The organism is Streptomyces sp. NPDC046727 (assembly GCF_040645635.1).
Taxonomy (GTDB): Bacteria; Actinomycetota; Actinomycetes; order Streptomycetales; family Streptomycetaceae; genus Streptomyces.
Genome location: NZ_JBEYYR010000017.1, coordinates 98,399 through 123,091 on the forward strand (window position 1 = coordinate 98,399; position 24,693 = coordinate 123,091).

General features: G+C 72.8%; 16 protein-coding genes, 1 tRNA gene and 1 pseudogene. 2 read left to right on the forward strand and 16 right to left on the reverse strand.

Features of this window, described 5'->3' with window-relative positions; all coding sequences use genetic code 11:
• Nucleotides 1-44 precede the first annotated feature (44 nt).
• The gene (locus ABZ937_RS22180; protein ID WP_361694379.1) at nucleotides 45-938 is read right to left on the reverse strand and encodes a glycosyltransferase; all 894 of its coding nucleotides are present in this window, start codon (nucleotides 936-938) and stop codon (nucleotides 45-47) included.
• A 262-nt stretch (nucleotides 939-1,200) separates the two neighbouring features.
• On the opposite strand from ABZ937_RS22180, the gene ABZ937_RS22185 reads away from it, so the two are divergent.
• On the forward strand, nucleotides 1,201-2,997 hold the full coding sequence (locus ABZ937_RS22185) for a SpoIIE family protein phosphatase (protein ID WP_361694381.1): 1,797 nt from the start codon (nucleotides 1,201-1,203) through the stop codon (nucleotides 2,995-2,997).
• Nucleotides 2,998-3,050: 53 nt separating this feature from the next.
• On the opposite strand, the gene ABZ937_RS22190 is transcribed toward ABZ937_RS22185, so the two are convergent.
• The 11 genes from ABZ937_RS22190 to bldG form a co-directional block, all read right to left on the reverse strand.
• Nucleotides 3,051-3,127 (reverse strand) — tRNA-Thr (locus ABZ937_RS22190).
• A 108-nt stretch (nucleotides 3,128-3,235) separates the two neighbouring features.
• On the reverse strand, nucleotides 3,236-4,846 hold the full coding sequence (locus ABZ937_RS22195; RefSeq protein ID WP_361694383.1) for an alpha/beta hydrolase: 1,611 nt from the start codon (nucleotides 4,844-4,846) through the stop codon (nucleotides 3,236-3,238).
• A 114-nt stretch (nucleotides 4,847-4,960) separates the two neighbouring features.
• Nucleotides 4,961-6,166 (reverse strand): DNA polymerase III subunit delta', encoded by a 1,206-nt coding sequence (locus tag ABZ937_RS22200; protein WP_361694385.1) that lies wholly within the window; start codon nucleotides 6,164-6,166, stop codon nucleotides 4,961-4,963.
• A gap of 259 nt (nucleotides 6,167-6,425) precedes the next feature.
• Nucleotides 6,426-9,875: a dTMP kinase gene (gene tmk / locus ABZ937_RS22205; RefSeq protein WP_361694387.1), complete on the reverse strand. Its 3,450-nt coding sequence runs from the start codon at nucleotides 9,873-9,875 to the stop codon at nucleotides 6,426-6,428.
• Between the two features lie 142 nt (nucleotides 9,876-10,017).
• A complete protein-coding gene (topA, locus tag ABZ937_RS22210; protein ID WP_361694389.1) occupies nucleotides 10,018-12,852 on the reverse strand; it encodes a type I DNA topoisomerase in 2,835 nt (944 codons plus the stop codon).
• A 257-nt stretch (nucleotides 12,853-13,109) separates the two neighbouring features.
• Complete coding sequence (locus ABZ937_RS22215) at nucleotides 13,110-13,307, reverse strand: hypothetical protein (RefSeq protein WP_361694391.1); 198 nt, start codon at nucleotides 13,305-13,307, stop codon at nucleotides 13,110-13,112.
• 464 nt (nucleotides 13,308-13,771) lie between these two features.
• Complete coding sequence (locus tag ABZ937_RS22220; protein WP_361694393.1) at nucleotides 13,772-15,292, reverse strand: class I SAM-dependent methyltransferase; 1,521 nt, start codon at nucleotides 15,290-15,292, stop codon at nucleotides 13,772-13,774.
• Nucleotides 15,293-15,489: 197 nt separating this feature from the next.
• On the reverse strand, nucleotides 15,490-16,104 hold the full coding sequence (locus tag ABZ937_RS22225; protein WP_361694395.1) for a small secreted protein: 615 nt from the start codon (nucleotides 16,102-16,104) through the stop codon (nucleotides 15,490-15,492).
• A 211-nt stretch (nucleotides 16,105-16,315) separates the two neighbouring features.
• On the reverse strand, nucleotides 16,316-18,721 hold the full coding sequence (locus ABZ937_RS22230; RefSeq protein WP_361694397.1) for a sodium-translocating pyrophosphatase: 2,406 nt from the start codon (nucleotides 18,719-18,721) through the stop codon (nucleotides 16,316-16,318).
• A 351-nt stretch (nucleotides 18,722-19,072) separates the two neighbouring features.
• Nucleotides 19,073-19,504: an ATP-binding protein gene (locus ABZ937_RS22235; RefSeq protein WP_361694399.1), complete on the reverse strand. Its 432-nt coding sequence runs from the start codon at nucleotides 19,502-19,504 to the stop codon at nucleotides 19,073-19,075.
• A gap of 233 nt (nucleotides 19,505-19,737) precedes the next feature.
• The gene (gene bldG / locus ABZ937_RS22240) at nucleotides 19,738-20,079 is read right to left on the reverse strand and encodes an anti-sigma factor antagonist BldG (protein WP_361694401.1); all 342 of its coding nucleotides are present in this window, start codon (nucleotides 20,077-20,079) and stop codon (nucleotides 19,738-19,740) included.
• A gap of 81 nt (nucleotides 20,080-20,160) precedes the next feature.
• Between bldG and ABZ937_RS22245 the strand changes: the two genes are divergently transcribed.
• A complete protein-coding gene (locus ABZ937_RS22245; protein WP_361694403.1) occupies nucleotides 20,161-22,701 on the forward strand; it encodes a DEAD/DEAH box helicase in 2,541 nt (846 codons plus the stop codon).
• A 40-nt stretch (nucleotides 22,702-22,741) separates the two neighbouring features.
• On the opposite strand, the pseudogene ABZ937_RS22250 reads toward ABZ937_RS22245, so the two are convergent.
• The 4 genes and pseudogenes from ABZ937_RS22250 to ABZ937_RS22265 form a co-directional block, all read right to left on the reverse strand.
• Nucleotides 22,742-23,119 (reverse strand): annotated as a pseudogene (locus ABZ937_RS22250) (Rv3654c family TadE-like protein); the annotation flags it as partial.
• Entirely contained in the window at nucleotides 23,116-23,466 is a 351-nt protein-coding gene (locus tag ABZ937_RS22255) for a TadE family type IV pilus minor pilin (protein WP_361694405.1), read from the reverse strand. The gene ABZ937_RS22255 and the pseudogene ABZ937_RS22250, both read right to left, overlap by 4 nt.
• A gap of 22 nt (nucleotides 23,467-23,488) precedes the next feature.
• On the reverse strand, nucleotides 23,489-23,689 hold the full coding sequence (locus tag ABZ937_RS22260; RefSeq protein WP_361694407.1) for a DUF4244 domain-containing protein: 201 nt from the start codon (nucleotides 23,687-23,689) through the stop codon (nucleotides 23,489-23,491).
• Nucleotides 23,690-23,768: 79 nt separating this feature from the next.
• Nucleotides 23,769-24,548, reverse strand: coding sequence for a type II secretion system F family protein (locus ABZ937_RS22265; protein ID WP_361694409.1), 780 nt, complete (start codon nucleotides 24,546-24,548; stop codon nucleotides 23,769-23,771).
• Nucleotides 24,549-24,693 lie beyond the last annotated feature (145 nt).

Here is a 24,693-nt window from a genome sequence, read left to right on the forward strand (position 1 = left end):
TCCGGCCGCCCGCTCCGGCTGTCCCGCCCGAGCCCGGCCCCCTTTCAGATCACCGGCGGACGCCCCAGCCGAGTGAGCCGCCACACCGTACGCCAGCGCATCGGCCGTCGCTCGCCGGCCGGCTCCCGCAGCCCCTCCGCGAACCCGCCGAACCACGCCCTGAGCCCCGCCAGGGAGCGGATGCGGGCGAGGGTGAGGAGCGTCCAGGCCCCGAGGTGCACGGGGACCAGCGGCAGCGGCAGCCGGCGCCGGACGAGCCAGACGCGGTTGCGGGCGTTGACCCGGTAGTAGATGGCGTGCCGGGCCGGTGAGGTCCTGGGGTGCTGGAGGAGCAGCTCGGGGGCGTACAGGATCTTCCAGCCCGCGTCGGCGGCCCGCCAGGCGAGGTCGGTCTCCTCGTGCGCGAAGAAGAACTCGGCGGGCCAGTCCCCGGTCTCGGCCAGCATCGCCATGCGGAAGGCGTGCCCGCCGCCGAGGAAGCCGGTGACGTAGCCCCCGCGCAGCGGATCGGACTTGCCCACCCGGGGCACATGCCGCCGCTGGGTCTCGCCGTGCTCGTCGGCGATGCGGAAGCCGACGATGCCGAGGCGGGGGTCGGCGGCGTACAGGTCGCGTACCCGGCGCAGCACGTCGGGGTCGACGAGGAGCCCGTCGTCGTCCAGTTCCACGACGACGTCGACGTCCCCGAACTCCCGCAGCCGGGCGAGGGCGACGTTCCGGCCGCCCGGGCAGCCGAGGTTCTCCTCGACGTCGACGGTGGTGACCTCGCCGGGCAGGGCGAGCCGGCGGGCGAACTCGGGCAGCCGGCAGCCGTTGCCGACGATCACGATGCGGGCGGGGGCGGGGTCCTGCTTGGCCACGGACTCCAGCAGGGCGTCGACCTCGGCGGGCCGGTTGCCCATGGTCACCACGGCCACGGCGATCCTCGGCTCCAGCACGTCCCTCACCCCATCCGGCCACCGGCGACAGCGCGCCCCTGCCGCGCGCTGCCCGCCGTTCACCAAGATGTTGCCTCGGGTCGGTGGGTTCACCGGACGCCGATTCACTTTGCGGCGTCTTTGATCCGGTTTTGTCACCGCATTCCACTGCGCCTGCCTGCCGGCCGAGATGCGTCGGATCTGCCCTCCCCACACGATGGGAAAGGGGCCGACCTGCCCGGACAGCTGGAGAAGACGGTGAATCGGACAGCTGGAGAAGACGGTGAACGCTGAACGACTCCCGCCGTCGTGGCTCTTCCCCGAGGCTCTGGCCCGGGCGCCGAGACCCATCGGAACCGAAACCTTCATAGCGGCGGCCGACGGGGCCCGGAATCCGCACTGTGAGTGCGGGCTGCTGCGCGCGATGATCGAAGGCACCTCCACCCCCGTGCTCATCCTGGACCGCCATCTGCGCCATCTCTACGTCAATCCGGCCTGGTCCCAGGTCACCGGGGTCCCCTCCGCCGCGTTCCTCGGCAGGACGTTCGCAGAGGTGCTGCCGGACGTGCAGACACCGGACGACACGCTGATCGAGGTACTCGCCGACGGGCAGCCCCGGGAAGTCACCCTGACCGGAACCACACGCGTCCCCTCACCCGTGGGGCGGCGGCTCTGGCGGGCCGTCTTCCACCGGCTGGAGGTGCAGGGGCAGGTCGTCGGGGTGTGTGGGATCGCCGTCGAGGTCAGCAATCTGCGCCAGTACCTGGACGACCTGGAGAACGCCCACCAGCGGCTCGCCCTCCTGGACGCCGCGGCCACCCGGGTCGGCACCACCCTCGATGTGGAGTCCACCTGCGCCGAGCTGACCGACTTCCTCGCGCCCTCGCTCGCCGACATCGTCGCGGTCGGGATCGTCGAGGACGAGTTCTTCGGCGCGCCCCCGCCTCCTCCCGGCATGCTCCGGCTGCGCAAGATGAAGATGTCGGCGCCCGCCGAACTGCACCGGCACCTGAGCGAACTCGGCGGGACGAAGCCGTACGTCGATCTCCCCCGCGGCTTCGCGCCCCGCCGCTGCATCGACAGCGGACGGCCGTGGCTGGGCAACCTGGCCTCCGACGAGCTGTTCGAAAAGGTCATCGCGGATCCCGCCCGCCTGCGCGTCTACCGAGCGGCCGGGGTCCACTCGGTGCTCATCGTCCCGCTGCCCACGTCCGGCCGCAGTGTCGGCGTCGTCATCCTCATGCGGATGGGAGAGTCCCCTCCCTTCAGCAACGACGACATCCTGACCGCGCAGGGCGTCGCCGCGCGGGCGGCCGTCTCCATCGACAGCGCCCACCGCTACAGCCGCGAGCACACGATGACGCTGGAGCTCCAGCGCGCCCTGCTGTCCGAGCCCGACCGCCCGCACCCCACGGTCGAGGTGGCCACCCGCTATCTGCCGTCCGGCCGCAGCGCCCTCGTGGGCGGCGACTGGTACGACTCCATCGCGCTCCCGGACTGTCGCACCCTGCTGGTCATGGGGGACGTGATGGGGCACGGCTTCCAGGCGGCGGTGGCCATGAGCCAGTACCGCTCCGTGCTGCGCACCGTCGCCGCCGCCGGGCTGCCCGTGGACGCCATGCTCACCGAAGCCGACCGCAGGGCCGCCCGTATCGGCCTCGACCGCGTCGCGACCTGCCTGCTCGTCCTCCTGGACCCCGGGGCCGGCACCTGCACCGCCGCCACGGCCGGGCACCTGCCGCCCCTCGTGATCCGCCCGAACGGCGGCCGTGACCTCATGCACCTGCCGGCCGGCCCTCCCATCGGCACGGAACTCGGCGCCTACGAGATGACAACGTTCGCATTCGAGCCGGGCTCCGTGCTGCTGCTCTACACGGACGGGCTCGTGGAACAGCGAGGCGTGGACATCGACGACTCCCTGCACGCCCTCACCGAGATGGACCTGTCGGCCGACGACTCGCTGGAGCACCTGCTCGACGCCCTCCTGACCCGCCTGACCAGCGGCATGTGCGAGGACGACATCGCCCTCCTCGCCGCCCGCCTACGCCCCCCGCACGGCACTCCGGGCTCCCCCGGCTAGCCCCGACCGACGACAAGAAGGCCAGGTCACGAACCACGTGACCTGGCCTCCAGTGGAGCCGCTTTCGGGATTCGAACCCGAGACCTACGCATTACGAGTGCGTTGCTCTGGCCATCTGAGCTAAAGCGGCGCGCTGCCCGCACTATGGTGCGATCGGCAACGTCGGTAAGTCTACACAGTTTCCGGGGGTGCTTCGTACCTGCCCCGGAGCGGGCGGCTCCGGGGCGGGTACCAGGGGTTATGAGCAGCGTTTTCCGGTGGTCGGCGGAGTGCCCCGGAGGAGGTACGTGTCGATCGCACGGTCGATGCAGGCGCTGCCGCGGCCGTACGCCGTGTGGCCGTCGCCGTCGTAGGTCAGGAGGCGGGCCGAGGAGAGCTGGCCGGCCAGGGACCTCGCCCAGCGGTACGGCGTCGCCGGGTCGCGGACCGTGCCGACCACCACGATCGGCGCCGCCCCCTTCGCCTCGATGCGGTGCGGCTCACCTGTCGCCCGCACCGGCCAGTACGCGCAGTTCAGCGAGGCCCAGGCCAGGCCCTGGCCGAAGACCGGGGACGCCTTCTCGAACGCGGGCAGCGCCTTCTCGACCTCCTCGGGGCCGTTGAAGGCCGGCGGGAGGTCCAGGCAGTTCACGGCGGCGTTGGCCATCATCAGATTGCTGTAGTGACCGGCCGCGTCCCGCTCGTAGTAGCTGTCGGACAGGGCCAGCAGTTCGGCGCCGTCGTCCTTCTTCATCGCCGAGGTCAGCGCGTCGCGCAGCTGCCCCCAGGCCCCCTCGTCGTACATCGCCGCGATCACCCCGGTGGTGGCCAGCGCCTCCCCCAGCTTGCGGCCGTGCCCCTCGCCCGCCGGGACCGGATGGGCGTCCAGCTCGCGGAAGAACGCCTGCAGGTGGTCGCCGACCTGCGCGGGCGTCGTGCCCTTCCCGCCGAGCGGGCAGTCGGAGTGCCGTACGCAGTCCTTCGCGAACGCCTGGAACGCGGTCTCGAAGCCCGCCGTCTGGTCCAGGTTCATCCTGCGGGCGTCCAGGGACGGGTCCATCGCGCCGTCGAGCACCATCCGGCCGACCCTCCCGGGGAACAGTCCCGCGTACGTCGCCCCGAGGAACGTGCCGTACGACGCCCCGACGTAGTTCAGCTTCCGGTCCCCGAGCGCCTCCCGCAGGAGGTCCATGTCCCGGGCCGCCTCGACGGTGGAGACGTGCCGCAGCAGCCGCGCCGAGTGCGCCCCGCAGCTCTCCGCGAACTTCCGGTCCGCCGCGACCAGCGTGTTCCGCTCCTGCTGGTCGTCGGGTGTCAGGTCCGTCTGCGCGAACGTGTCCATCTGCCGGCCGTTGAGGCATTGGACGGGCTCGCTGCGGGCGACGCCCCGCGGGTCCACCGCGACCATGTCGTAGCGGGCGCGGACCTCCGCGGGGTAGCCGACGCCCGCGTACTGCTGGAGGTACACGACCGCCGAACCGCCCGGGCCACCCGGGTTGACCAGCAGCGAGCCGAGCGGCTTCCCCTTGCCGGTGGCCTTCTTGCGGGCTACGGCGAGCCGGACCGTGCCGGCTTCGGGCCGGTCGTAGTCCAGCGGGGCCTTCATCGTCGCGCACTGGAATCCGGGGGCACCGCAGTCGCGCCACCGCAGCCGCTGGTCGTAGTACGGCGTCAGCGCCGACGGCGTCGAACGCGGCAGCGCGGCGAGCGCCGCCTGCACCGTCCCGCCCGCCGGTGTGGTCGGGGTCCCGGAGGAGCAGGCGGACACGAGCAGTGCGGCGGCCGTGAGCAGCGTGGCCGTGAGGCGGGCCGACGTCCGGGTGCGGGCGCCCCGGGGCCGGCGGGAGCGGGGGGATGGCCTGGTGTGCATCTGGCGAGCGTAACGCTGCGCGACGGGTTGGTTGCGTTCCGTGGGCATTGTGCCTCCTACGGGGGACACCTCCGGTTTCACACGTCTACGGCGTCAGCGTCCGCTCGCGCGGTCTCACCCCGCCCGCAGCGCCATCGTCATGGCCTCCACCGCGAGCAGTGGAGCCACGTTGCGGTCCAGGGCCTCGCGGCACGCCGAGATCGCCTCGATGCGGCGGAGTGTGGACTCCGGGGTGCTGCCGCGGGCCAGCCGCTCCAGGGCGTCCTCGGCGTCGGAGTTGGCGATCGCCACGCGCGTGCCGAGCTGCAGGGCGAGGACGTCACGGTAGAAGGCGGTGAGGTCGCCGAGGGCGACGTCCAGGCTGTCGCGCTGCGTACGGGTTCTGCGGCGCTTCTGCATGTCCTCCAGGTCCTTCATCACCCCCGCCGTGCCGCGCGGCAGCCGGCCGCCCTGGGCCGCGCCGAGGGCCGCCTTCAGCTCCTCGGTCTCCTTGGCGTCCATCTCCTCGGCGAGCTGCTTGGCGTCCTCGGCAGCCGCGTCGACCAGTTCCTGGGCGGCTCTGAGGCAGGCGCCGACCTCGTCCAGCCGCAGTGGCAGCTTCAGCACGGCGGCACGGCGCTCACGGGCCGCCGGGTCGGTGGCCAGCCGGCGGGCCCGGTCGACATGCCCCTGGGTGGCGCGCGCGGCGGACGCGGCGACCTCGGGTTCGATGCCGTCGCGCCGTACGAGCATGTCGGCGACGGCCTCGACGGACGGCGTGCGCAGGTTCAGGTGGCGGCAGCGGGAGCGGATGGTCGGCAGGACGTCCTCGATGGAGGGGGCACACAGCAGCCAGACCGTACGCGGGGCGGGCTCCTCTACGGCCTTGAGGACGGCGTTGGCCGACTTCTCGTTCAGCCGCTCGGCGTCCTCGACCAGGATGATCTGCCAGCGGCCGTTCGCCGGGGCGGTGAAGGACTTGCGGACCGTGTCCCGCATGTCCCTGACCAGGATCTCGGAGCCGACCGCGGCGACCGTCGTGACGTCCGCGTGAGTGCCGAGCAGCGCGGTGTGGCAGCCGTCGCAGAAGCCGCAGCCGGGGGAGCCGCCGAGGGCGCGGTCCGGGCTCACGCACTGCAGCGCTGCGGCGAAGGCGCGCGCCGTCTGGTTCCGGCCCGCGCCGGGCGGGCCCGTGAACAGCCAGGCGTGGGTCATCTTCGACGTCTCGGGCAGCGGCTCGTCCGCCGCGGCGGCCGTGACGAGGGCGTCGGCGTCCCGCGCGGCGGCGTCGAGCACCGCGCTCACCTTCTCCTGCCCGACGAGGTCGTCCCACACGGTCATGGGTCACGCCGCCCTTCCGTCACACTGCCCGTTCCGCAGTCCATTGTGCGGGTGGCCACTGACAACCAGGTGCCATGGGAACGCCGGTGCGAGTGGGCACCGACACCGGGACGCCACGAGAACGCCCGCACGGACGGGCACCGACATCCGGGACACCACCGAAACGCCCCCGCCGAAGGGCACCGACGACGAAGGCGCCCCGGAAACGCCGGCCCTCGCCGACGCCCGGGACGCCCGTCCCCGCACGAGTCCGCTCCGGTCAGCCCCGCCGGCCCCGGCCGCGTCCCCTGCGCCCCTGCTCCTCGCGGCCGGGCTCCTCACGGCTCTGCTCGCCGCCGTCGCCCTGGTCGTCGTACCCCTGCTCGCCGTACGACCCCAGCAGCTCGTCGGCCAGCGACGGCAGGTCGTCCAGCGGGGTCTCCTCGGCCCAGTCGGAGCGCGGCCGGCGGCGGGGTGTGCCGTCGGCGTCGAGCTGGGGCATCTCACGGGTGCGCGGCTCGGTGCCGTCGGGTCCGGCGGCGGGCCGCTCGTCCCGGAAGTAGCCGGGCGGCACCCGGTCCGCCGGGTCGTCCCCGCGTACCGGCGGCAGTACGGCGGTCTCGTCGGCCGCGCCCGGAGGCACCGGCGGCAGCTGGGCCGTCTCGTCGGCGGGCACCGGCGGCAGCACGGCCGTCTCGTCCGCCGCGCCCGGGGTCCGCGGCAGTACCGCCGTCTCCTCGGCCGGGCCGGAGGCGGCCGGCGGCTGCGGCAGCTCGGCGGTCACCTCGGAGTCCGGGTGAGGTCCCTGGGCGTCGCGGGCGTCGCCGGCAAAACCGCCGCGCTCCTCGCGCACCGGCCTCAGCACCGTCGTCTCGTCCATGGGCCGCGGGTCCGTGCCCTGCGCGTCCGTACGACGCCCGTCCGCGCCCGGGGCCTTCGCGTCCGGCGCCACCACCGGTGTGGGGACGGTCTCCTCGGTGCCTCGGGGGGTGTCGGGAGACACCACCGGTGTGGGGACGGTCACCGCGTCGGGGACCACGCCCGGTGCCGTCGGCCGGGGCGCGCTGGGCCTGCGGGCCGCCGCGTCGGCCGCCGCCGCGGCCTCGGCCGCCTGCCGGCGGGCTTCCTCGGCCCGCAACAGCGCTTCCTCGGCCTTGCGCTGCGCCTCCAGGCGCCGGGCCTCCTCCTCGGCGCGCAGCCGGGCCTGCCGGGCCTCTTCCTCGGCGCGCAGCCGGGCCTCCTCCTCGGCCTGCTTGCGGCGCCGCTCCTCCTCGGCCTTGCGGCGGGCCTCCTCCTCGGCGCGCGCCTTCTCCTCGGCGAGCAGCCGCTGCCGCTCCTCCTCCGCGCGCCGGGCCGCTTCCTCGGCCCGCTGCCGGGCCTCCTCCGCCTGCCGTTCGGCCTCGCGCCGCTGCGCCTCCTCCAGCTCGCGGCGCTTGCGCTCCTCCTCCTCGGCGCGCAGCTTGGCGAGCTGCTCCTGGCGCTCGCGCTCCAGGCGCTCCTCCTCGGCCTTGCGAGCGGCCTCTTCCTCGGCCTTGCGGCGGGCTTCCTCCTCGGCCTTCTTCCGCGCCTCCTCCTGAGCCTTGATCTCGGCCTCGGACAGCGGCAGCACGGTGTCCAGCCGGTGCCGGATCACCGTGGTGACGGCCTCGGGTTCCTGCCCGGCGTCCACCACCAGGTAGCGGCCGGGGTCGGAGGCGGCCAGCGTGAGGAAACCGGCCCGCACGCGCGCGTGGAACTCCGCCGGCTCGGACTCCAGCCGGTCCGGTGCCTCGGTGAACCGCTCGCGGGCGGCCTCCGGGGAGACGTCCAGCAGGACGGTGAGGTGCGGGACGAGCCCGTTGGTGGCCCAGCGGTTGATGCGGGCGATCTCGGTCGGGGACAGGTCGCGGCCGGCGCCCTGGTAGGCGACGGAGGAGTCGATGTAGCGGTCCGAGATCACCACCGCGCCGCGCTCCAGGGCGGGGCGTACGACCGTGTCGACGTGCTCCGCGCGGTCGGCCGCGTACAGCAGCGCCTCCGCGCGGTGCGACAGGCCCGCCGAGGACACGTCCAGCAGGATCGAGCGGAGCCGCTTGCCGACCGGGGTGGCGCCGGGCTCACGGGTGAGCACGACCTCGTGGCCCTTGGCGCGGATCCACTCGGCGAGAGCCTCGGCCTGGGTGGACTTGCCGGCGCCGTCGCCGCCCTCCAGGGCGATGAAGAAGCCGCTCGCCGTCGGTGCCTGCACCGGGTCGTCGCCGCCGAGCAGCGCGTCCTTGAGGTCCTGGCGCAGCGGCACGCCGGACCGGTCGTCGACCTTGGCGAGGACCAGCGCGGCCACCGGGAGCAGCAGCGCGCCGACCAGCATCAGGGTGAAGGCCGCGCCGCCGTGCGCGAAGACGAACCTGCCGTTCTCCAGCCGGTGCGGGCCGATCAGCGCCGCGACCAGAGGCGCGATCAGGGCGCCGAGCGCTATGAAGACGCGGACCACGGCGTGCAGGTGCTCGGTGGTGCGCGCCCGGCGGTAGTCCTCGGTCTCCTGGTCGAGCAGGGTGTGCCCGGTGTTGGCGGCCACGCCCGCGCCGGCGCCGGCCAGCGTGACGATCAGCAGGACCGTGGTGACGTCCGGGACGAGCCCGGCGGCCAGCAGCGCGATGCCGGTGACGGCGATCGCCAGGGCCAGCAGGCGGCGGCGGGAGAGCGAGGGCAGCAGCGCGGGGGCGGTGCGGATGCCGACGGCGACACCGCCGGTGAGGCCCAGCACCAGCAGGCCGTACAGGACCGGGCCGCCGCCCAGGTCCTTGGCGTGCAGCACGCACACCGCGACGGCCGCGGCGATCGCCCCGGCGACGCCGGCGCAGGCCGGGAAGAGCAGCGGGACGGCGCCCGTGCGGCCCTTGTCGACACCGGTGCCGGTGCGCGGGCGGCGCAGCCCCTCCAGCGGGGACCGCGCGCGCGGGGTGCGCGTGTCGGGCAGCTCCAGGTACGTCAGCACGGACAGGGAGCCGGCGAACAGGCCCGCCGCCACATACGACCCGAGGGCCGCCTGGTGCTGGTCGAACCAGGCCACGCCCGTGCCCAGCAGGTTGTTCAGCAGGGCGGCGACGACCAGGGCGGCGGCGGCCAGCGGGACCGCCAGGAACGTCGTACGCAGCGACAGGCGGCGCAGGGCGTCCAGGTGGTCCGGCAGCGGCCGTACGGTCGCGCCCTCGGGGGGCGGGGCCGGCAGCAGAGCGGGGGCGGCGCTCTCCCGGCACACGGTCCACAGCCGCTCGGCGACGCCGGTGACGAAGGCGGTGACCAGCAGGACGGCGAGCGCGTCGTCCGGGGTCCAGTCGATCCACAGGGGCGCGACGATCAGCAGCGCGGCGCGCAGGCCGTCGGCACCGACCATGGTCCAGCGGCGGTCGAGCGGGCCCTCCGGGGAGGTGAGCGAGGTCAGCGGGCCGAGGAGGACGGCGCCGAAGAGCAGCGCGGCGAGGATGCGCACACCGAAGACCGTCGCCACTGCGAACGCCACGCCCCGGTAACCACCGCCGAAGGCCCCCTCGGCGATGGCCGCCTGGAGGACCAGGACGACCAGCACGAGGAGGGACAGGGCGTCGCCGACTCCGCTCACCAGCTGCGCGCTCCACAGGCGCCTCAGCTGCGGCCGGCGCAGCAGGGAGCGGACGGCACGCTCGCGGGAGTCCGCGACCAGGGCGTCGTCCGGGGCTGTGGTGGGGGCCGTTGGCTGCTCGGCTCGCGTCATGCGTTCAGCCTATCCGCAGCCACCGACAGCACACCTCGCGTGTCCGTGCGTACGCGTGCGCCCCGGCACCGAAAGGGTGCCGGGGCGTTCGTTTCGCGAACCCGATGCGCTGGTCACCGGAGAGGAGGTCGCGGCGCGGGCGTCAGTCCTCCGTGCCCGAAGCGGCCGTCTTCGAAGCCGTCGCCTTCTTGGCGGTGGTCTTCTTGGCGGTCGTCTTCTTCGCGGCGGCCGTCGTCTTCTTCGCGGCCGTCTTCTTGGCGGCGGTCTTCTTCGCCGGGGCGGTCTTCTTGGCCGCCGCCTTCTTCGCGGTCTTCTTGGCGGGGCCCTTCGCCCGCTTCTCGGCGAGCAGCTCGAAACCACGCTCAGGAGTGATCGTTTCGACACTGTCGCCCGAGCGGAGGGTCGCGTTCGTCTCGCCGTCGGTGACGTACGGGCCGAAGCGGCCGTCCTTGACCACGACCGGCTTGCCGGAGACCGGGTCCTCGCCCAGCTCCTTCAGCGGCGGCTTGGCGGCGGCGCGGCCACGCTGCTTCGGCTGGGCGTAGATCGCCTGGGCCTCCTCCAGCGTGATCGTGAAGAGCTGGTCCTCGGACTGCAGCGAGCGCGAGTCCGTGCCCTTCTTCAGGTACGGGCCGTACCGGCCGTTCTGCGCGGTGATCTCCACGCCGTCGGCGTCCGTGCCGACGACCCGCGGCAGCGACATCAGCTTCAGCGCGTCGTCGAGCGTCACCGTGTCGAGCGACATGGACTTGAAGAGCGACGCCGTCCGCGGCTTGACCGCGTTCTTGCCGGTCTTCGGGGTGCCCTCGGGGAGGATCTCCGTGACGTACGGGCCGTAGCGGCCGTCCTTGGCGACGATCTGGTGGCCCGTGGCCGGGTCGGTGCCCAGCTCGAAGTCACCGCTGGGCTTGGCCAGCAGCTCCTCGGCCAGCTCGACGGACAGCTCGTCCGGCGCCAGGTCGTCGGGGATGTCGGCGCGCTGGTGCTGCTCGGTGTCCTTCTCGCCGCGCTCGATGTACGGGCCGTAGCGGCCGACGCGGAGCACGATGTCGTTGCCCACCGGGAACGACGACACCTCGCGCGCGTCGATCGCGCCCAGGTCGGTCACCAGCTCCTTGAGGCCGCCGAGGTGGTCCCCGTCGCCGTTGCCGGCCTCGGCGGCGCTGCCGACGCCGTCGTGGCCCTCGCCGAAGTAGAAGCGCTTCAGCCACGGCACGGCCTTGGCCTCGCCCGCGGCGATGCGGTCGAGGTCGTCCTCCATCTTGGCGGTGAAGTCGTAGTCGACGAGCCGCCCGAAGTGCTTCTCCAGGAGGTTCACCACGGCGAAGGACAGGAAGGACGGCACGAGGGCCGTGCCCTTCTTGAAGACGTAGCCGCGGTCCAGGATCGTGCCGATGATCGACGCGTACGTCGACGGGCGGCCGATCTCGCGCTCTTCCAGCTCCTTGACCAGGGAGGCCTCGGTGTAGCGGGCCGGGGGCTTGGTGGCGTGGCCGTCGACCGTGATCTCCTCGGCGGACAGCGCGTCGCCCTCGGCCACCTGCGGCAGCCGGCGCTCGCGGTCGTCCAGCTCGGCGTTCGGGTCGTCGGCACCCTCGACGTAGGCCTTCAGGAAGCCGTGGAAGGTGATCGTCTTGCCGGAGGCGCTGAACTCGACGTCCCGGCCGTCGGCGGCGGCGCCACCGATCTTCACGGTGACGGAGTTACCGGTCGCGTCCTTCATCTGGGAGGCGACGGTCCGCTTCCAGATCAGCTCGTAGAGCTTGAACTGGTCGCCGGTCAGGCCGGTCTCCGCCGGGGTGCGGAAACGATCACCCGAGGGACGGATCGCCTCGTGCGCCTCCTGGGCGTTCTTGACCTTGGCGGCGTAGGTGCGCGGCTGCGGCGGCAGGTAGTCGGCGCCGTACAGCTGCGTGACCTGGGCGCGGGCGGCGGCGACCGCCGTGTCGCTCAGCGTCGTGGAGTCCGTACGCATGTACGTGATGTAGCCGTTCTCGTACAGCTTCTGCGCGACCTGCATGGTCGCCTTCGCGCCGAAGCCGAGCTTGCGGCTGGCCTCCTGCTGCAGCGTCGTCGTACGGAACGGGGCGTACGGCGAGCGGCGGTACGGCTTGGACTCGACGGAGCGCACGGAGAAGCGGGTGTTCTCCAGGGCGGCGGCGAGGGCACGGGCCGTCGCCTCGTCGAGGTGGAGGGTGTTCGCGCTCTTGAGCTGTCCCAGGGAGTCGAAGTCGCGGCCCTGCGCGACCCGCCTGCCGTCGACGGTCTGCAGGCGGGCGACCAGCGACGACGGGTCCGAGGGGTCCCCCGCGCGGCCGGTGGCGAAGGTGCCCGTCAGGTCCCAGTACTCGGCAGAACGAAAGGCGATGCGCTCGCGTTCCCGCTCCACGACGAGTCGGGTGGCGACGGACTGCACGCGGCCGGCCGACAGCCGGGGCATGACCTTCTTCCACAGCACCGGGGAGACCTCGTAGCCGTAGAGGCGGTCGAGGATGCGGCGGGTCTCCTGGGCGTCGACCAGCTTCTGGTTGAGCTGGCGCGGGTTGGCGACGGCCTCGCGGATGGCGTCCTTGGTGATCTCGTGGAACACCATGCGCTTGACCGGGATCTTCGGCTTGAGGACCTCCTGGAGGTGCCAGGCGATCGCCTCGCCCTCCCGGTCCTCATCGGTGGCGAGGAACAGCTCGTCGGAGTCCTTCAGCAGGTCCTTGAGCTTCTTGACCTGTGCCTTCTTGTCGGCGTTGATCACATAGATCGGCTGGAAGTCGTGTTCGACGTCCACACCGAGGCGGCGGACCTCGCCGGTGTACTTCTCCGGCACCTCCGCGGCGCCGTTGGGAAGGTCGCGGATGTGCCCGACGCTCGCCTCGACGGTGTAGCCGGGGCCGAGGTAGCCCTTGATCGTCTTCGCCTTGGCAGGCGACTCGACGATGACGAGTCGGCGACCGCCGTGTGCGGTCTCGCTGGTCGGGGACAACTTCGCTCTTCTCTCCGGTCGACGCTGGGGCCTCCCCAGGCCTTCGTCCCGGGGTCGCGGCGTACTGCTGGCTCGTGTGACGCTGCGGAGTGTGACGCTACATCCCGCCCCCGTGTCAAACGGGAAAAGCCCACAACGGCCACTCGAACGGTAACCCGACTACCGCCATTCCTGCCGCCCGGACTGCCCGGCCGCACCCGTACCCCTGTCCGGAGCGTGACGCTCCCCTTACTCGGTGGACACGGCACCCGCCGGTCTCAGAGCCGGGTCAGGCAGTATGCACCGAGGCTCAGCGCGACCGTCCCGGCCACGCTCGCGACCGTGGCCGATGCGATCCGACTCACACCGAGGGCCACCGGTTCCCGGCGCCGCAGACGCGTCCCGGTCCAGGCCAGCAGACCGGCCCCGAACAGGGCGAACACCGCTCCCGCGAAGATCGCCGGCCCACTCTCCATCGCCCGCCCACCCTTCCCTGCCGTCGGCTCTGCCCAGCGCCCGGAGGGTGGCACGCGCGGGAGACGGGCGGGCGACATCAGGGTGAACGGAAGGCCGCCATGTAATCGAACTCACGCGCGAAAGGGGATAGACCTCGATCCGCCGCGCATATTTTCCGGCCGTTTTCCGAAAACGGGTCCGCGCCCCGCCCCCACGGCATGCTCTTCCGGCCAGTGCCCCCGGCATACGACGATGCCCCGCGCCGGGGTCGGAGGATGATCCGACCGCGGCTACGACGGCACGGGCGCCGGGGCGGCGCCTGCCCGGCACCGCCCCTCCGCCCCGGGATTCCCGCCCGGGCGCGCGCCAGCGCATCCCGCGCCCCGGCAGGCACTTTCGCGCTACGTGCGCCGGCGCGTTCCCCGCCCCCTGGCGCTCCCCAGCGTGCGCCAGGTCGGTCCCCCGGCGCGGGCGTGCGCCCGCCTCAGCCGGCCGGCTCCAGGAAGCCCTGCTCCACCAGCAGCCGGATCTGCGCGGGGGTGCGGTCGCGGAGCAGCACCGGGTCCTCGCCGACGAGCTGCGCGATGGCGTCCAGGATGCGGCCCGCGCTCAGCGTGCCGTCGCACACGCCGGCGAACCCCGCGCCGACCGTGTCCACCTTCGTCGCCCGGCGCATCCCGCGGTGCTGACGCAGCACCACATGCTCCGGGTCCTCGGCGCCGGGCAGCCCGACCTGCTCCTGGACCACTTCGGCGGCGAGCTTGAAGTGGCTGTCCAGCAGCGCCGCGTCGTCGTGCTCGCGGAGGTAGTCGATGCGGTCGAAGTGCGCCCGGATCGTCTCCCCGAGCGGCTGCTCGACCGGGTGCGCCCACTCCTCCACGGTGACGACGGGCTCGGCGGACCCGGTCCTGCGCAGGGTGATCCAGCCGAAGCCGATCGACTTGACCTTGCGCGCCTCGAACTCGTCGAGCCAGGCGTCGTACCGCGCCTGGTACTCCGCCGGGTCCCCGCGGTGGTCGCCGGCGTCCCTCAGCCACAGCTCGACGTACTGCGTGATGTCCTGCACCTCGCGCTGCACGATCCAGGCATCGCACCCGCGCGGCACCCATGACCTGAGTCTGTCCTGCCAGTCCTCCCCCGCCACGTGCTGCCAGTTCGCGAGGAACTGCGCGAACCCGCCCTCGTTCAGCCGTTCCCCCGCCTGCTGAACGATCGAGCGGCACAGATCGTCCCCGCCCATGCCACCGTCCCGGTACGTCAGCCGGGCGCGCGGGGAGATCACGAACGGGGGGTTGGACACGATCAGGTCGAACGTCTCGTCGTCCCGGACCGGCTCGAACAGGGAGCCCTCGCGCAGCTCGGCGGCGGGCGCCCCGGAGAGTGCCAGCGTGAGCGCCGTGATGTGCAGCGCGCGCGGGTTGAGATCGGTCGCCGTCACGCGCGTGGTGTGCTGGGCGGCGTGCAGCGCCTGGATACCGGAGCCGGTGCCGACGTCCAGGGCGGAGGCGACGGGGGTGCGGACGGTGATGCCGGCGAGGGTCGTGGAGGCCCCGCCGACGCCCAGGACGACACCTTGGTCGCGCTGCCCGATGCCCCCCGCGCCGCCGACCGCGCAGCCCAGGTCCGAGACGATGTACCAGTCCTCGCCGCCGGGACCGCCGTACGGCCGCACGTCCACGGTCGCGGCCACCTCGCCGTCGCCCACGCGCGTGAGCCACCCGGCCTCCAGCGCCTCCTCGACCGGCAGAACGGCCGCCACGCGCGCGCGGGACACCGGTTGCTGGAGCAGGAAGAGCCGTACGAGCGTCTCCAGCGGCGTGTCGCCGCGGGTCGCCCGCAGCGCGGGCACCGTCTCGCTGCGGGCCAGCGCCGCGTACGCGGCGGCGCCGAGCAGTTCGAGCAGCCCGTCGGCGGTGAAGGAGGCGGCCAGCAGCGCGTCCCTCAGGCGCGCGGCGATGTCGGGCCGGTCGGAAACGGGCAGGGGAGCGAGTCCGGAGTCAGTCACGCCCCCATTGTGGCCCGCGACGGCTGCCCGGGGCCGACCACGCGCGGACCGCGACGGCCACCTGGGCCCCACTCCACGCGGACCGAGACGGCCACCTGGGCCCCACTCCACGCGGACCGCGACGGCCACCTGGCCCCGGCTCCGCGCGGACGCGACGGCCGCCCGGGGCCGGCCTCCTCGCGGACCGCCCGCCGGTGTCAGCCGGCCGTCGCCGACCCCGCCGGCTGGGCCGTCGCGGACGCGGCGACCTTGCAGCTGGGCTGCTTGGCCATCGCCTTCTTGACGTCGTCCTGCTCCAGCCGCTTCAGCGCCTGCGTGCCGCTCTCGCCCTGCTTGCCGACCTCCTTCGACTGGCTGGCGACCTCCTTGAGACCCCGAGCGAACTTGCCCTGGTCCTTGGTGTCGAGCCCGTCGACCTTCTTCTTCAGCTCGGCGTACGACGTGGAGAGGCCGGCGAGGTTCTTGGAGGCGTCCTGCTGGAGCTTGGCGCCACCGTCGATGCCGGGGGGCGCTCCGGCGCCGTCGAGGGCGTCCGCGAGCGCCTTGTAGCCGTCGGCCATGTCCTGGAAGGCCTGCGCGTACGTCTTCTGTGCGCTCTTGGGCGGGAGGTTGGTGTCCGTGGCTATCGCCGCGATCGAGGCGTTCGCCGACCTGATCTTCGCGTCCTGCGGGGGCACCGCGTCGCACACCGACTTGGCCCAGGACACCAGCTTGGGGTCGGGCTCCTTCTCACCGCTTCCGCTGGTGCACCCGGACATCGCCACCACCAGTACCGCACCGCCGGACAGTGCGGCCGCGAGCTTCTTGTTCACCGGATCGGTCCCTTCCATGGCTCTCGGCCCCCGGAATCTACACGGCGGACGCACCACCACCCCTAACCGAACGGCCTATAAGTCAGCTTTTGTGAGCATTCGCACCATGGGAGAGAAGGCTCACCACGTGGGCGAGCACACACGGAAGCGGGCGGCCGGCGCGTCAGCACGCGCCGGCCGCCCGCCCGTTGACCAGGCCTGACGACCTTTCCTACGAAACCACCGCGGCGTCGGGCGAGTTGGCGACCCGCTCGGCACCCTCGTCGTCCCCCACGGCGATCCCGCGCCGCTTGGAGACGTACACGGCGACGACGATCACCAGCAGCGCGAGGATCGCGATCCCGATCCGCACACCGAGGTTCTTGTCCTCACCGTAGGAGAACTTGATCACCGCGGGCGCGATGAGCAGCGAGACCAGGTTCATGACCTTCAGCAGCGGGTTGATCGCCGGTCCGGCGGTGTCCTTGAAGGGGTCGCCGACCGTGTCACCGATCACCGTGGCGGCGTGGGCCTCGCTGCCCTTGCCGCCGTGGTGGCCGTCCTCCACCAGCTTCTTGGCGTTGTCCCAGGCGCCACCGGAGTTGGCGAGGAACACCGCCATCAGCGTGCCCGCGCCGATGGCGCCGGCGAGGTAGGAGCCGAGCGCGCCGACGCCGAGGGTGAAGCCGATGAAGATCGGCGCCATCACCGCGAGCAGACCGGGCGTGGCCAGCTCCCGCAGGGCGTCCTTGGTGCAGATGTCGACGACCTTGCCGTACTCGGGCTTCTCGCTGAAGTCCATGATCCCGGGCTTCTCGCGGAACTGCCGCCGCACCTCGAACACCACCGAACCCGCCGACCGCGACACCGCGTTGATGGCCAGTCCGGAGAAGAGGAACACGACCGCGGCGCCCGCGATGAGGCCGACGAGGTTGTTGGGCTGCGAGATGTCCAGGGACAGGCTGAGCGGCGAGCCCGGCCCGGTCAGCTTCGCTCCGACGTCGTGCACGTTGGTGGTGATCGCGTCGCGGTACGACCCGAACAGCGCCGACGCGGCGAGGACGGCGGTGGCGATGGCGATGCCCTTGGTGATGGCCTTGGTGGTGTTGCCGACCGCGTCCAGGTTGGTGAGCACCTGGGCGCCCGCGCCCTCGACGTCGCCGGACATCTCGGCGATGCCCTGCGCGTTGTCGGAGACGGGACCGAAGGTGTCCATGGCGACGATCACGCCGACCGTGGTGAGCAGACCGGTGCCGGCCAGCGCGACCGCGAACAGCGCCAGCATGATCGACGTACCGCCGAGCAGGAACGCGCCGTACACGCCGAGCCCGATCAGCAGCGCGGTGTAGACGGCCGACTCCAGGCCCACCGAGATGCCGGAGAGGACGACGGTGGCCGGGCCCGTGAGGGAGGTCTTGCCGATGTCCCGGACCGGGCGGCGGTTGGTCTCGGTGAAGTAGCCGGTCAGCTGCTGGATCACGGCGGCGAGCAGGATGCCGATGGCCACCGCGACCAGCGCGAGGAGGCGCGGGTCGCCGTCCTTGCCCCTGATCGCCGCGTCGGTGACGCCGTCGAGGTCGGCGTACTTCGACGGCAGGTAGACGAAGACCGCGACCGCGACCAGCGCCAGCGAGATCACCGCGGAGATGAAGAAGCCGCGGTTGATCGCGGTCATGCCGCTGCGGTCGGCGCGCCGCGGGGCCACCGCGAAGATGCCGATCATCGCCGTGAGCACGCCGATGGCGGGCACCAGCAGCGGGAAGGCCAGTCCGGAGTCGCCGAAGGCGGCCTTGCCGAGGATCAGCGCGGCCACGAGGGTGACGGCGTACGACTCGAAGAGGTCGGCCGCCATGCCCGCACAGTCGCCGACGTTGTCGCCCACGTTGTCGGCGATGGTCGCGGCATTGCGCGGGTCGTCCTCCGGAATGCCCTGTTCGACCTTGCCGACCAGGTCGGCGCCGACGTCGGCGGCCTTGGTGAAGATGCCGCCGCCCACGCGCATGAACATGGCGATCAGGGCGGCGCCGAGGCCGAAGCCCTCCAGCACCTTCGGCGCATCGGCCGCGTACACCAGCACCACACAGGAAGCGCCCAGCAGGCCGAGGCCCACCGTGAACATGCCGACGACGCCGCCCGTGCGAAATGCGATCTTCATCGCGGTGTGTGAGACGGTAGTGAGATCTTTTGCCGGTTCACCCGGACCGGGAGTGGCTTCACGGGCCGCCGCGGCGACCCGCACGTTGCTGCGTACGGCGAGCCACATGCCGATATAGCCGGTGGCCGCCGAGAATGCCGCTCCGATCAGGAAGAACACCGAGCGGCCGGCCCGCTGATTCCAGTCGTCCGCCGGCAGCAGCATGAGCAGGAAGAAGACGACGACGGCGAATACGCCGAGCGTGCGCAACTGCCGGGCGAGATACGCCTTGGCACCTTCCTGGACCGCCTCGGCGATCTCTTTCATGCTGTCGGTACCCTCGCCCGCCGCCAGCACCTGACGCACCAGGATCCCCGCGACCACCAGCGCGGCCAGGGCGACCGCCGCGATGACGGCCACGATGATCCGGTTGTCGTCTGTCAGGACCGCGGCTGCGAGGGATGTGGGGTGACCCAACTGCTGTGGGGTAGAAAGCCCCGCCATTCGTCCTCCTTGACGCTTGGGCTGAGCTCAAGATGTGGACGGATTGTAGGTACCCGCGAGTGATCTAAACAGGGGACGGTAAACGGAATCAGCCTTCTCGTGCTCTTCAGCAAATGATCGAGACAGCACCATGGAACCCGAAAGAGGTAATGCCCCAAAGGCATTGACGGCCGCATTGGCTCTTGATCGAATTATCGGGCTATCGATCGTGAATTCTTTCACGAATTCCGGGATGTGCCGGAGGCATGTCGAAGATGTGACCGGGGCCTGCCGGAAAATACGAAAAAGGCCCTGCTGAGCAGGGCCCTCGGGGGTGTGTACGACGGCTCGACGGCGGGTCGGCCGGACGGGTCAGGGAAGCACCGTGGCCGGCGGTGTGGTCGGCCAGGTCATGCGGATCAGGCCGCCGTTCTGCCCGGTGGTGACCTCCACGTCGTCGACGAGGCCGCTGATGACCGCGAGGCCCATCTCGTCCTCCTCGACCTCCGCGTCTCCGTCCTGCCCGCCGCCGGGCGTGTCGCCGGGGGTGGCATGCGGGGCCTCGTCGCCGACCTCGATGGAGAACTGTTTCTCCTCCTCGATCAGCGCCACCTTCACCGGCGCCGTGACACCGCTGCTCTGGTGCAGTCCGACGGCACGGGAGCAGGCCTCGCCCACGGCGAGCCGGACCTCGTCCAGGACGGCCTCGTCCACTCCGGCCCTGCGCGCCACCGCTGCCGCCACCAGCCGGGCGGTCCGGACGTGCTCGGGCAGCGCGCTGAAGCGGAGTTCGACGGTGGCCATGCATCCCCCTCGCGACTACGGGCGTGCGGTCGGGAACGGGGCCGCCGAGCGCCCGCACCCCTGGTGTACTTCTGCGCTCCGGACCGCTACGGCAGCCCGGAGCCGGACCGTTCACCGGCCCGGCACGGGACGGTGAACGGCCCGGACAGGACCGGCCGGCGGCCGGGCCCCGACAGGTGCCCGACGCCGGTGACCGGTCCAGGGTCGGTCGGTGATCAGCGGGTGGCCGCTGATCAGTCGTTGGCCGCCACCGCTTCCTCGACCGAGGTGTGGATCGGGAACACCTTGGTGAGGCCGGTGATGCGGAAGATCTTGAGAATGCGCTCCTGGTTGCAGACCAGGCGCAGCGAGCCCTCGTGGGCACGCACCCGCTTCAGGCCGCCGACCAGCACGCCGAGCCCGGTGGAGTCGAGGAAGTCCACGCCCTCCATGTCGACGACGAGGTGGAAATTCCCGTCGTTCACCAGCTCGACCAGCTGCTCGCGCAGCTTGGGCGCGGTATATACGTCGATTTCGCCACCGACCCTGACGATCGTGCGATCGCCCATGGTCTCGGTCGACAGGGACAGGTCCACGGATCCTCCAGCACCTTGCTATCGAGCGGTCGCCCCTCGGACACCTCGGCTTGAAGCCCCCGGGACGCATCGCCAGCCGCGATGGCATTCAATCACTTACCGGCAGGCGTGCACGACGCCTTGACTCCATTGTCCGTCACGCCAGTGACACACTCGGTGCCGATGGCCAAGAATCACCGATCCGATCGAACCCCGGCGGACCCGGCGTCCCGCCCGTCTCCGGGCGTGGTCCTGGGCCGGCTCGCCTCCGGGCCGAGCCGGGCTGCGCGCATCACTCATACGGAGCACTTGCCCCCGCGCGCGGGCCGCCATGCCGTCTGGCCTGACCGGATTCGGTCCGAGGTGATCGCGGCCGTGCAGGCGTGCGGCATCGAGCACCCCTGGGCGCACCAGGCGCTGGCCGCCGAGCACGCTCTGGACGGCGACTCGGTGGTCGTCGCCACCGGCACCGCCTCCGGCAAGTCCCTCGCGTACCTGGTGCCCGTCCTGTCCACCCTCCTGGGTGGCGCCGAGGCCCCGAACGGCCGCGGCGCCACGGCCCTCTACCTGGCCCCCACCAAGGCCCTCGCGGCGGACCAGTGCAGGTCGGTGAAAGAACTTTCACATCCTCTCGGCACGTCGGTGCGCCCGGCCGTGTACGACGGCGACACCCCGTTCGAGGAGCGCGAGTGGATCCGCCAGTACGCCAACTACGTCCTCACGAACCCGGACATGCTGCACCGCGGGATACTTCCCTCACACCCGCGCTGGTCCTCCTTCCTGAAGTCGCTCAGATACGTCGTCATCGACGAGTGCCACACCTACCGGGGCGTCTTCGGCTCGCACGTCGCCCAGGTGCTGCGCAGGCTGCGCCGCCTGTGCGCCCGCTACGGCTCCTCCCCCGTGTTCCTGCTGGCCTCGGCGACCGCCGCCGAGCCCGCGGTCGCCGCCCGCCGGCTGACCGGCCTGCCGGTCGTGGAGGTCGCCGACGACGCCTCCCCGCGCGGCGAGCTGGTCTTCGCCCTCTGGGAGCCCCCGCTCACCGACCTGCAGGGTGAGAAGGGCGCACCCGTACGGCGTACCGCCACCGCCGAGACCGCCGACCTGCTGACCGACCTCACCGTGCAGGGCGTACGTTCGGTCGCCTTCGTACGTTCCCGGCGCGGCGCCGAGCTGATCTCGGTGATCGCCCAGGAGCGGCTCGCCGAGGTCGACCGCTCCCTGGTCCGGCGTGTCGCGGCCTACCGCGGCGGCTACCTCCCCGAGGAGCGCCGCGCCCTGGAACGCGCTCTGCACTCCGGCGAACTCCTCGGCCTCGCCGCCACGACGGCCCTGGAGCTGGGCGTGGACGTCTCGGGGCTGGACGCGGTGGTGATCGCCGGCTACCCGGGCACGCGCGCGTCCCTGTGGCAGCAGGCGGGCCGGGCGGGCCGCTCCGGCCAGGGCGCCCTCGCGGTCCTCGTCGCCCGCGACGACCCGCTGGACACCTTCCTCGTCCACCATCCCGAGGCCCTGTTCGACCAACCGGTGGAATCGACGGTCCTCGACCCCGACAACCCCTACGTCCTCGCCCCGCACCTGTGCGCCGCCGCCGCGGAACTGCCGCTGACCGAGGAGGACCTGGAGCTCTTCGGCCCCGCCTGCGCGGACGTGCTGCCGCAGCTGGAGGCCGCGAAGCTGCTCCGCCGCCGCACGAAGGCCTGGCACTGGACGCGCCGGGAGCGGGCCGCCGACCTCACCGACATCCGCGGCGCGGGCGGCCGTCCGGTGCAGGTCGTCGAGTCCGGCACGGGCCGGCTGCTCGGCACGGTCGACGCGGGCGCCGCGCACTCCACGGTCCACGACGGCGCGGTCCACCTGCACCAGGGCCGCACCTACCTGGTGCGCTCCCTGGACCTGGAGGACTCGGTCGCCCTGGTCGAGCAGGCCGACCCGCCGTACTCGACCGTCGCCCGCGACACCACGTCGATCTCCATCCTGGAGACGGACACCGAGATCCCGTGGGGCGCCGGCCGGCTGTGCTACGGCTCCGTCGAGGTCACCAACCAGGTGGTCTCCTTCCTGCGCCGGCGTCTCATCACCGGCGAAGTGCTGGGCGAGACGAAACTCGACCTCCCTCCCCGTACGCTGCGCACGCGCGCGGTGTGGTGGACGGTCACCGAGGACCAGCTGGACGAGGCCCGGATCATCCCGGAGATCCTCGGCGGCTCCCTGCACGCCGCCGAGCACGCCTCCATCGGCATGCTGCCCCTCTTCGCGACCTGCGACCGCTGGGACATCGGCGGCGTCTCGGTCCCGCTGCACCCCGACACGCTGCTCCCGACGGTCTTCGTGTACGACGGCCACCCCGGCGGCGCGGGCTTCGCGGAGCGCGCCTTCCACACCGCCCGCGCCTGGCTCGCCGCCACCCGCGAGGCCATCGCCTCCTGCGAGTGCGAGGCCGGCTGCCCGTCCTGCATCCAGTCCCCCAAGTGCGGCAACGGCAACGACCCACTGCACAAGCGGGGGGCGGTACGGCTCCTCACGGTGCTGTTGCGGGGAGCGCCGGAGGAGAAGCCCGCGGAGGGGCGGGAGGCCGAGCAGGGGACGCCCTGCCCGGGACGTCGGGCGGCACCGGGCCCGCCGGGCCCGCTCTCGCCCTGACCTCCGCCGCGAACGGCTCTCTCCCCGAGGCCGCCGTCACGTCCGAGGTGTCGCCCACGATCGCGCACCGCACCAGTCGCACGCCCTGGGCCTCCGCCAGCCGCTCGGCCCGGGCGCAGGCCGCCGCGCCGCCCTCGGCCCAGTGGTCCGCCGCCGCGAGCGCGGCGAGGTCCGCGCCGCCCGCCGCCCGGTGCCGTACGACGACCGCCTGCCCGAGGGCGAGCACGGCGCCGAACACCAGGCACAGCACGGCGATCGCCCCCAGACTCCAGACGGTGGCCGACCCGCGGTCGGAGTCCCGCGACCGGCCGAGGCACCGGCTCCCCCGTCCCCAGGCCCTCACACGCTTCTCCCGGCCGGCCCGCCGCCCGCCGTCGGCACGCCCCCGCTCGCTGTCCGGCTCACCCCCTCGCTTCACGGCCCCGCCTCCCCCGCTGCCGCCGGCGCCCCCACGGTGTCCTCCGCGAGGGCCACGGCCTCCTCCCGTACCTCGAACGGCAGCCCGCTCAGTACCGGTGGCTCGGCCACGACCGTCACCCGGACCCGGTCGCCCTCGCGGGCGACGGTCACCCGCGCTCCGCGCGGGGCCGCCTCCCGGGTCACCGACACCACCGCGTCGGCCGGGTCCTGCCGGGCGGCGGCCCGGGCGCCCGCGCGGGCCGCGTCCACGCACTCGATCTGCGCCGCCACCATGAGCAGCGCCCAGACCAGCGCCATCGTGAACGCCACCAGCACGGACAGCACCACGGCCGCCTCCGCGGTCACGAACCCGCGGTCCCCGCCTCGCTCACATCCGCGCACTGAGGGCCTTCTTCACGATGGCCTGCAGCTCCGCTTGTACCTGGCCGCTGGTGACGACCTCGTAGAGCAGCACCGCGAACCCGACGGCCGCGATGATCCCCATGGCGTACTCGGACGTCACCATTCCGGCGTCCTGACGGCACGCCCCACGCAACCGGACCGCCACTTTCCTGATCTTTCCGAACATCTCAACCCCCGTAAGGTTCTGTCTGTTGTCGTTCTCCGCGCGTACCTGACGTCTGTGCGCGCGTCCGCTCCCGTGCGCCTCACCCCCCTCCCATCACCCCGCCCGCCAGTCCGATCACGACGGGCAGCACCCCGACCGCGATGAACGCGGGCAGGAAGCACAGGCCGACCGGCGCGGAGATCAGTACGGCCGCCCGGCGTGCCCGGGCCGTCGCCGTGCGGGCCCAGTCCGCGCGCGCGTCCGACGCGAGCCGGGCGACCGGGCCGGCCGCGGGGAGCCCGGACTCGTCGGCCCGCTCCAGCAACCGGGCCAGGACACCGGCGCCGGGCAGCAGGGCCAGGTTCCGCCAGGCGTCCGCCGGTGCGCCGCCGAGCCGCACCTCCGCCGCGCCCCGCGCCAGCGCCTGCCCGACGGGCCCGCCGAGGGCCTCCCCCACCGCCTGGGCGGCGATCACCGGACCGGCACCGGCCGCGATGCAGGCGGCCAGCAGGTCGGCCGCGAGCGGAAGTTGGCGTGCGGCCCCGGCGGTGTCGGTCACCGCCTCCTGGCCGGCCGCGGTCTGCCGGTCCCGCCACCGCAGGAGCGCAACGCCGGCCCCCAGCCCCAGCACGACACCCACGGCCCCGCCGACCAGCACCCACGCGCCGCACGCCGCGCCGGCCGGCGGCAGCCACCGCCGTACGGCGCCCGGGATCACGAACGGCTCTCTGGTCAAGGGCACTTCGAGGCCCAGCAGCTCCGCCACCCGGCGCCGCGCCCGACGCCGTCGCCGCGCCAGCTCCAGCCGCCGGGCACCCCAGCCGAGGACCAGCACCACGACCCCGGCCGTCCCCAGCCTGTGGACGACTTCCCCGCTCATACCGCCTGCCCTCCCCGCACATTCCGGACCGCCCGGCGCGCCCGCGCATCCCGGCCCCGTCGCCTTTCCCGCACACGCGGGGCCGCTCGCCCCGTCTCGACCACCTCGAACGCCATGACGAGCGCGGCCCCCTCACGCCACCTCC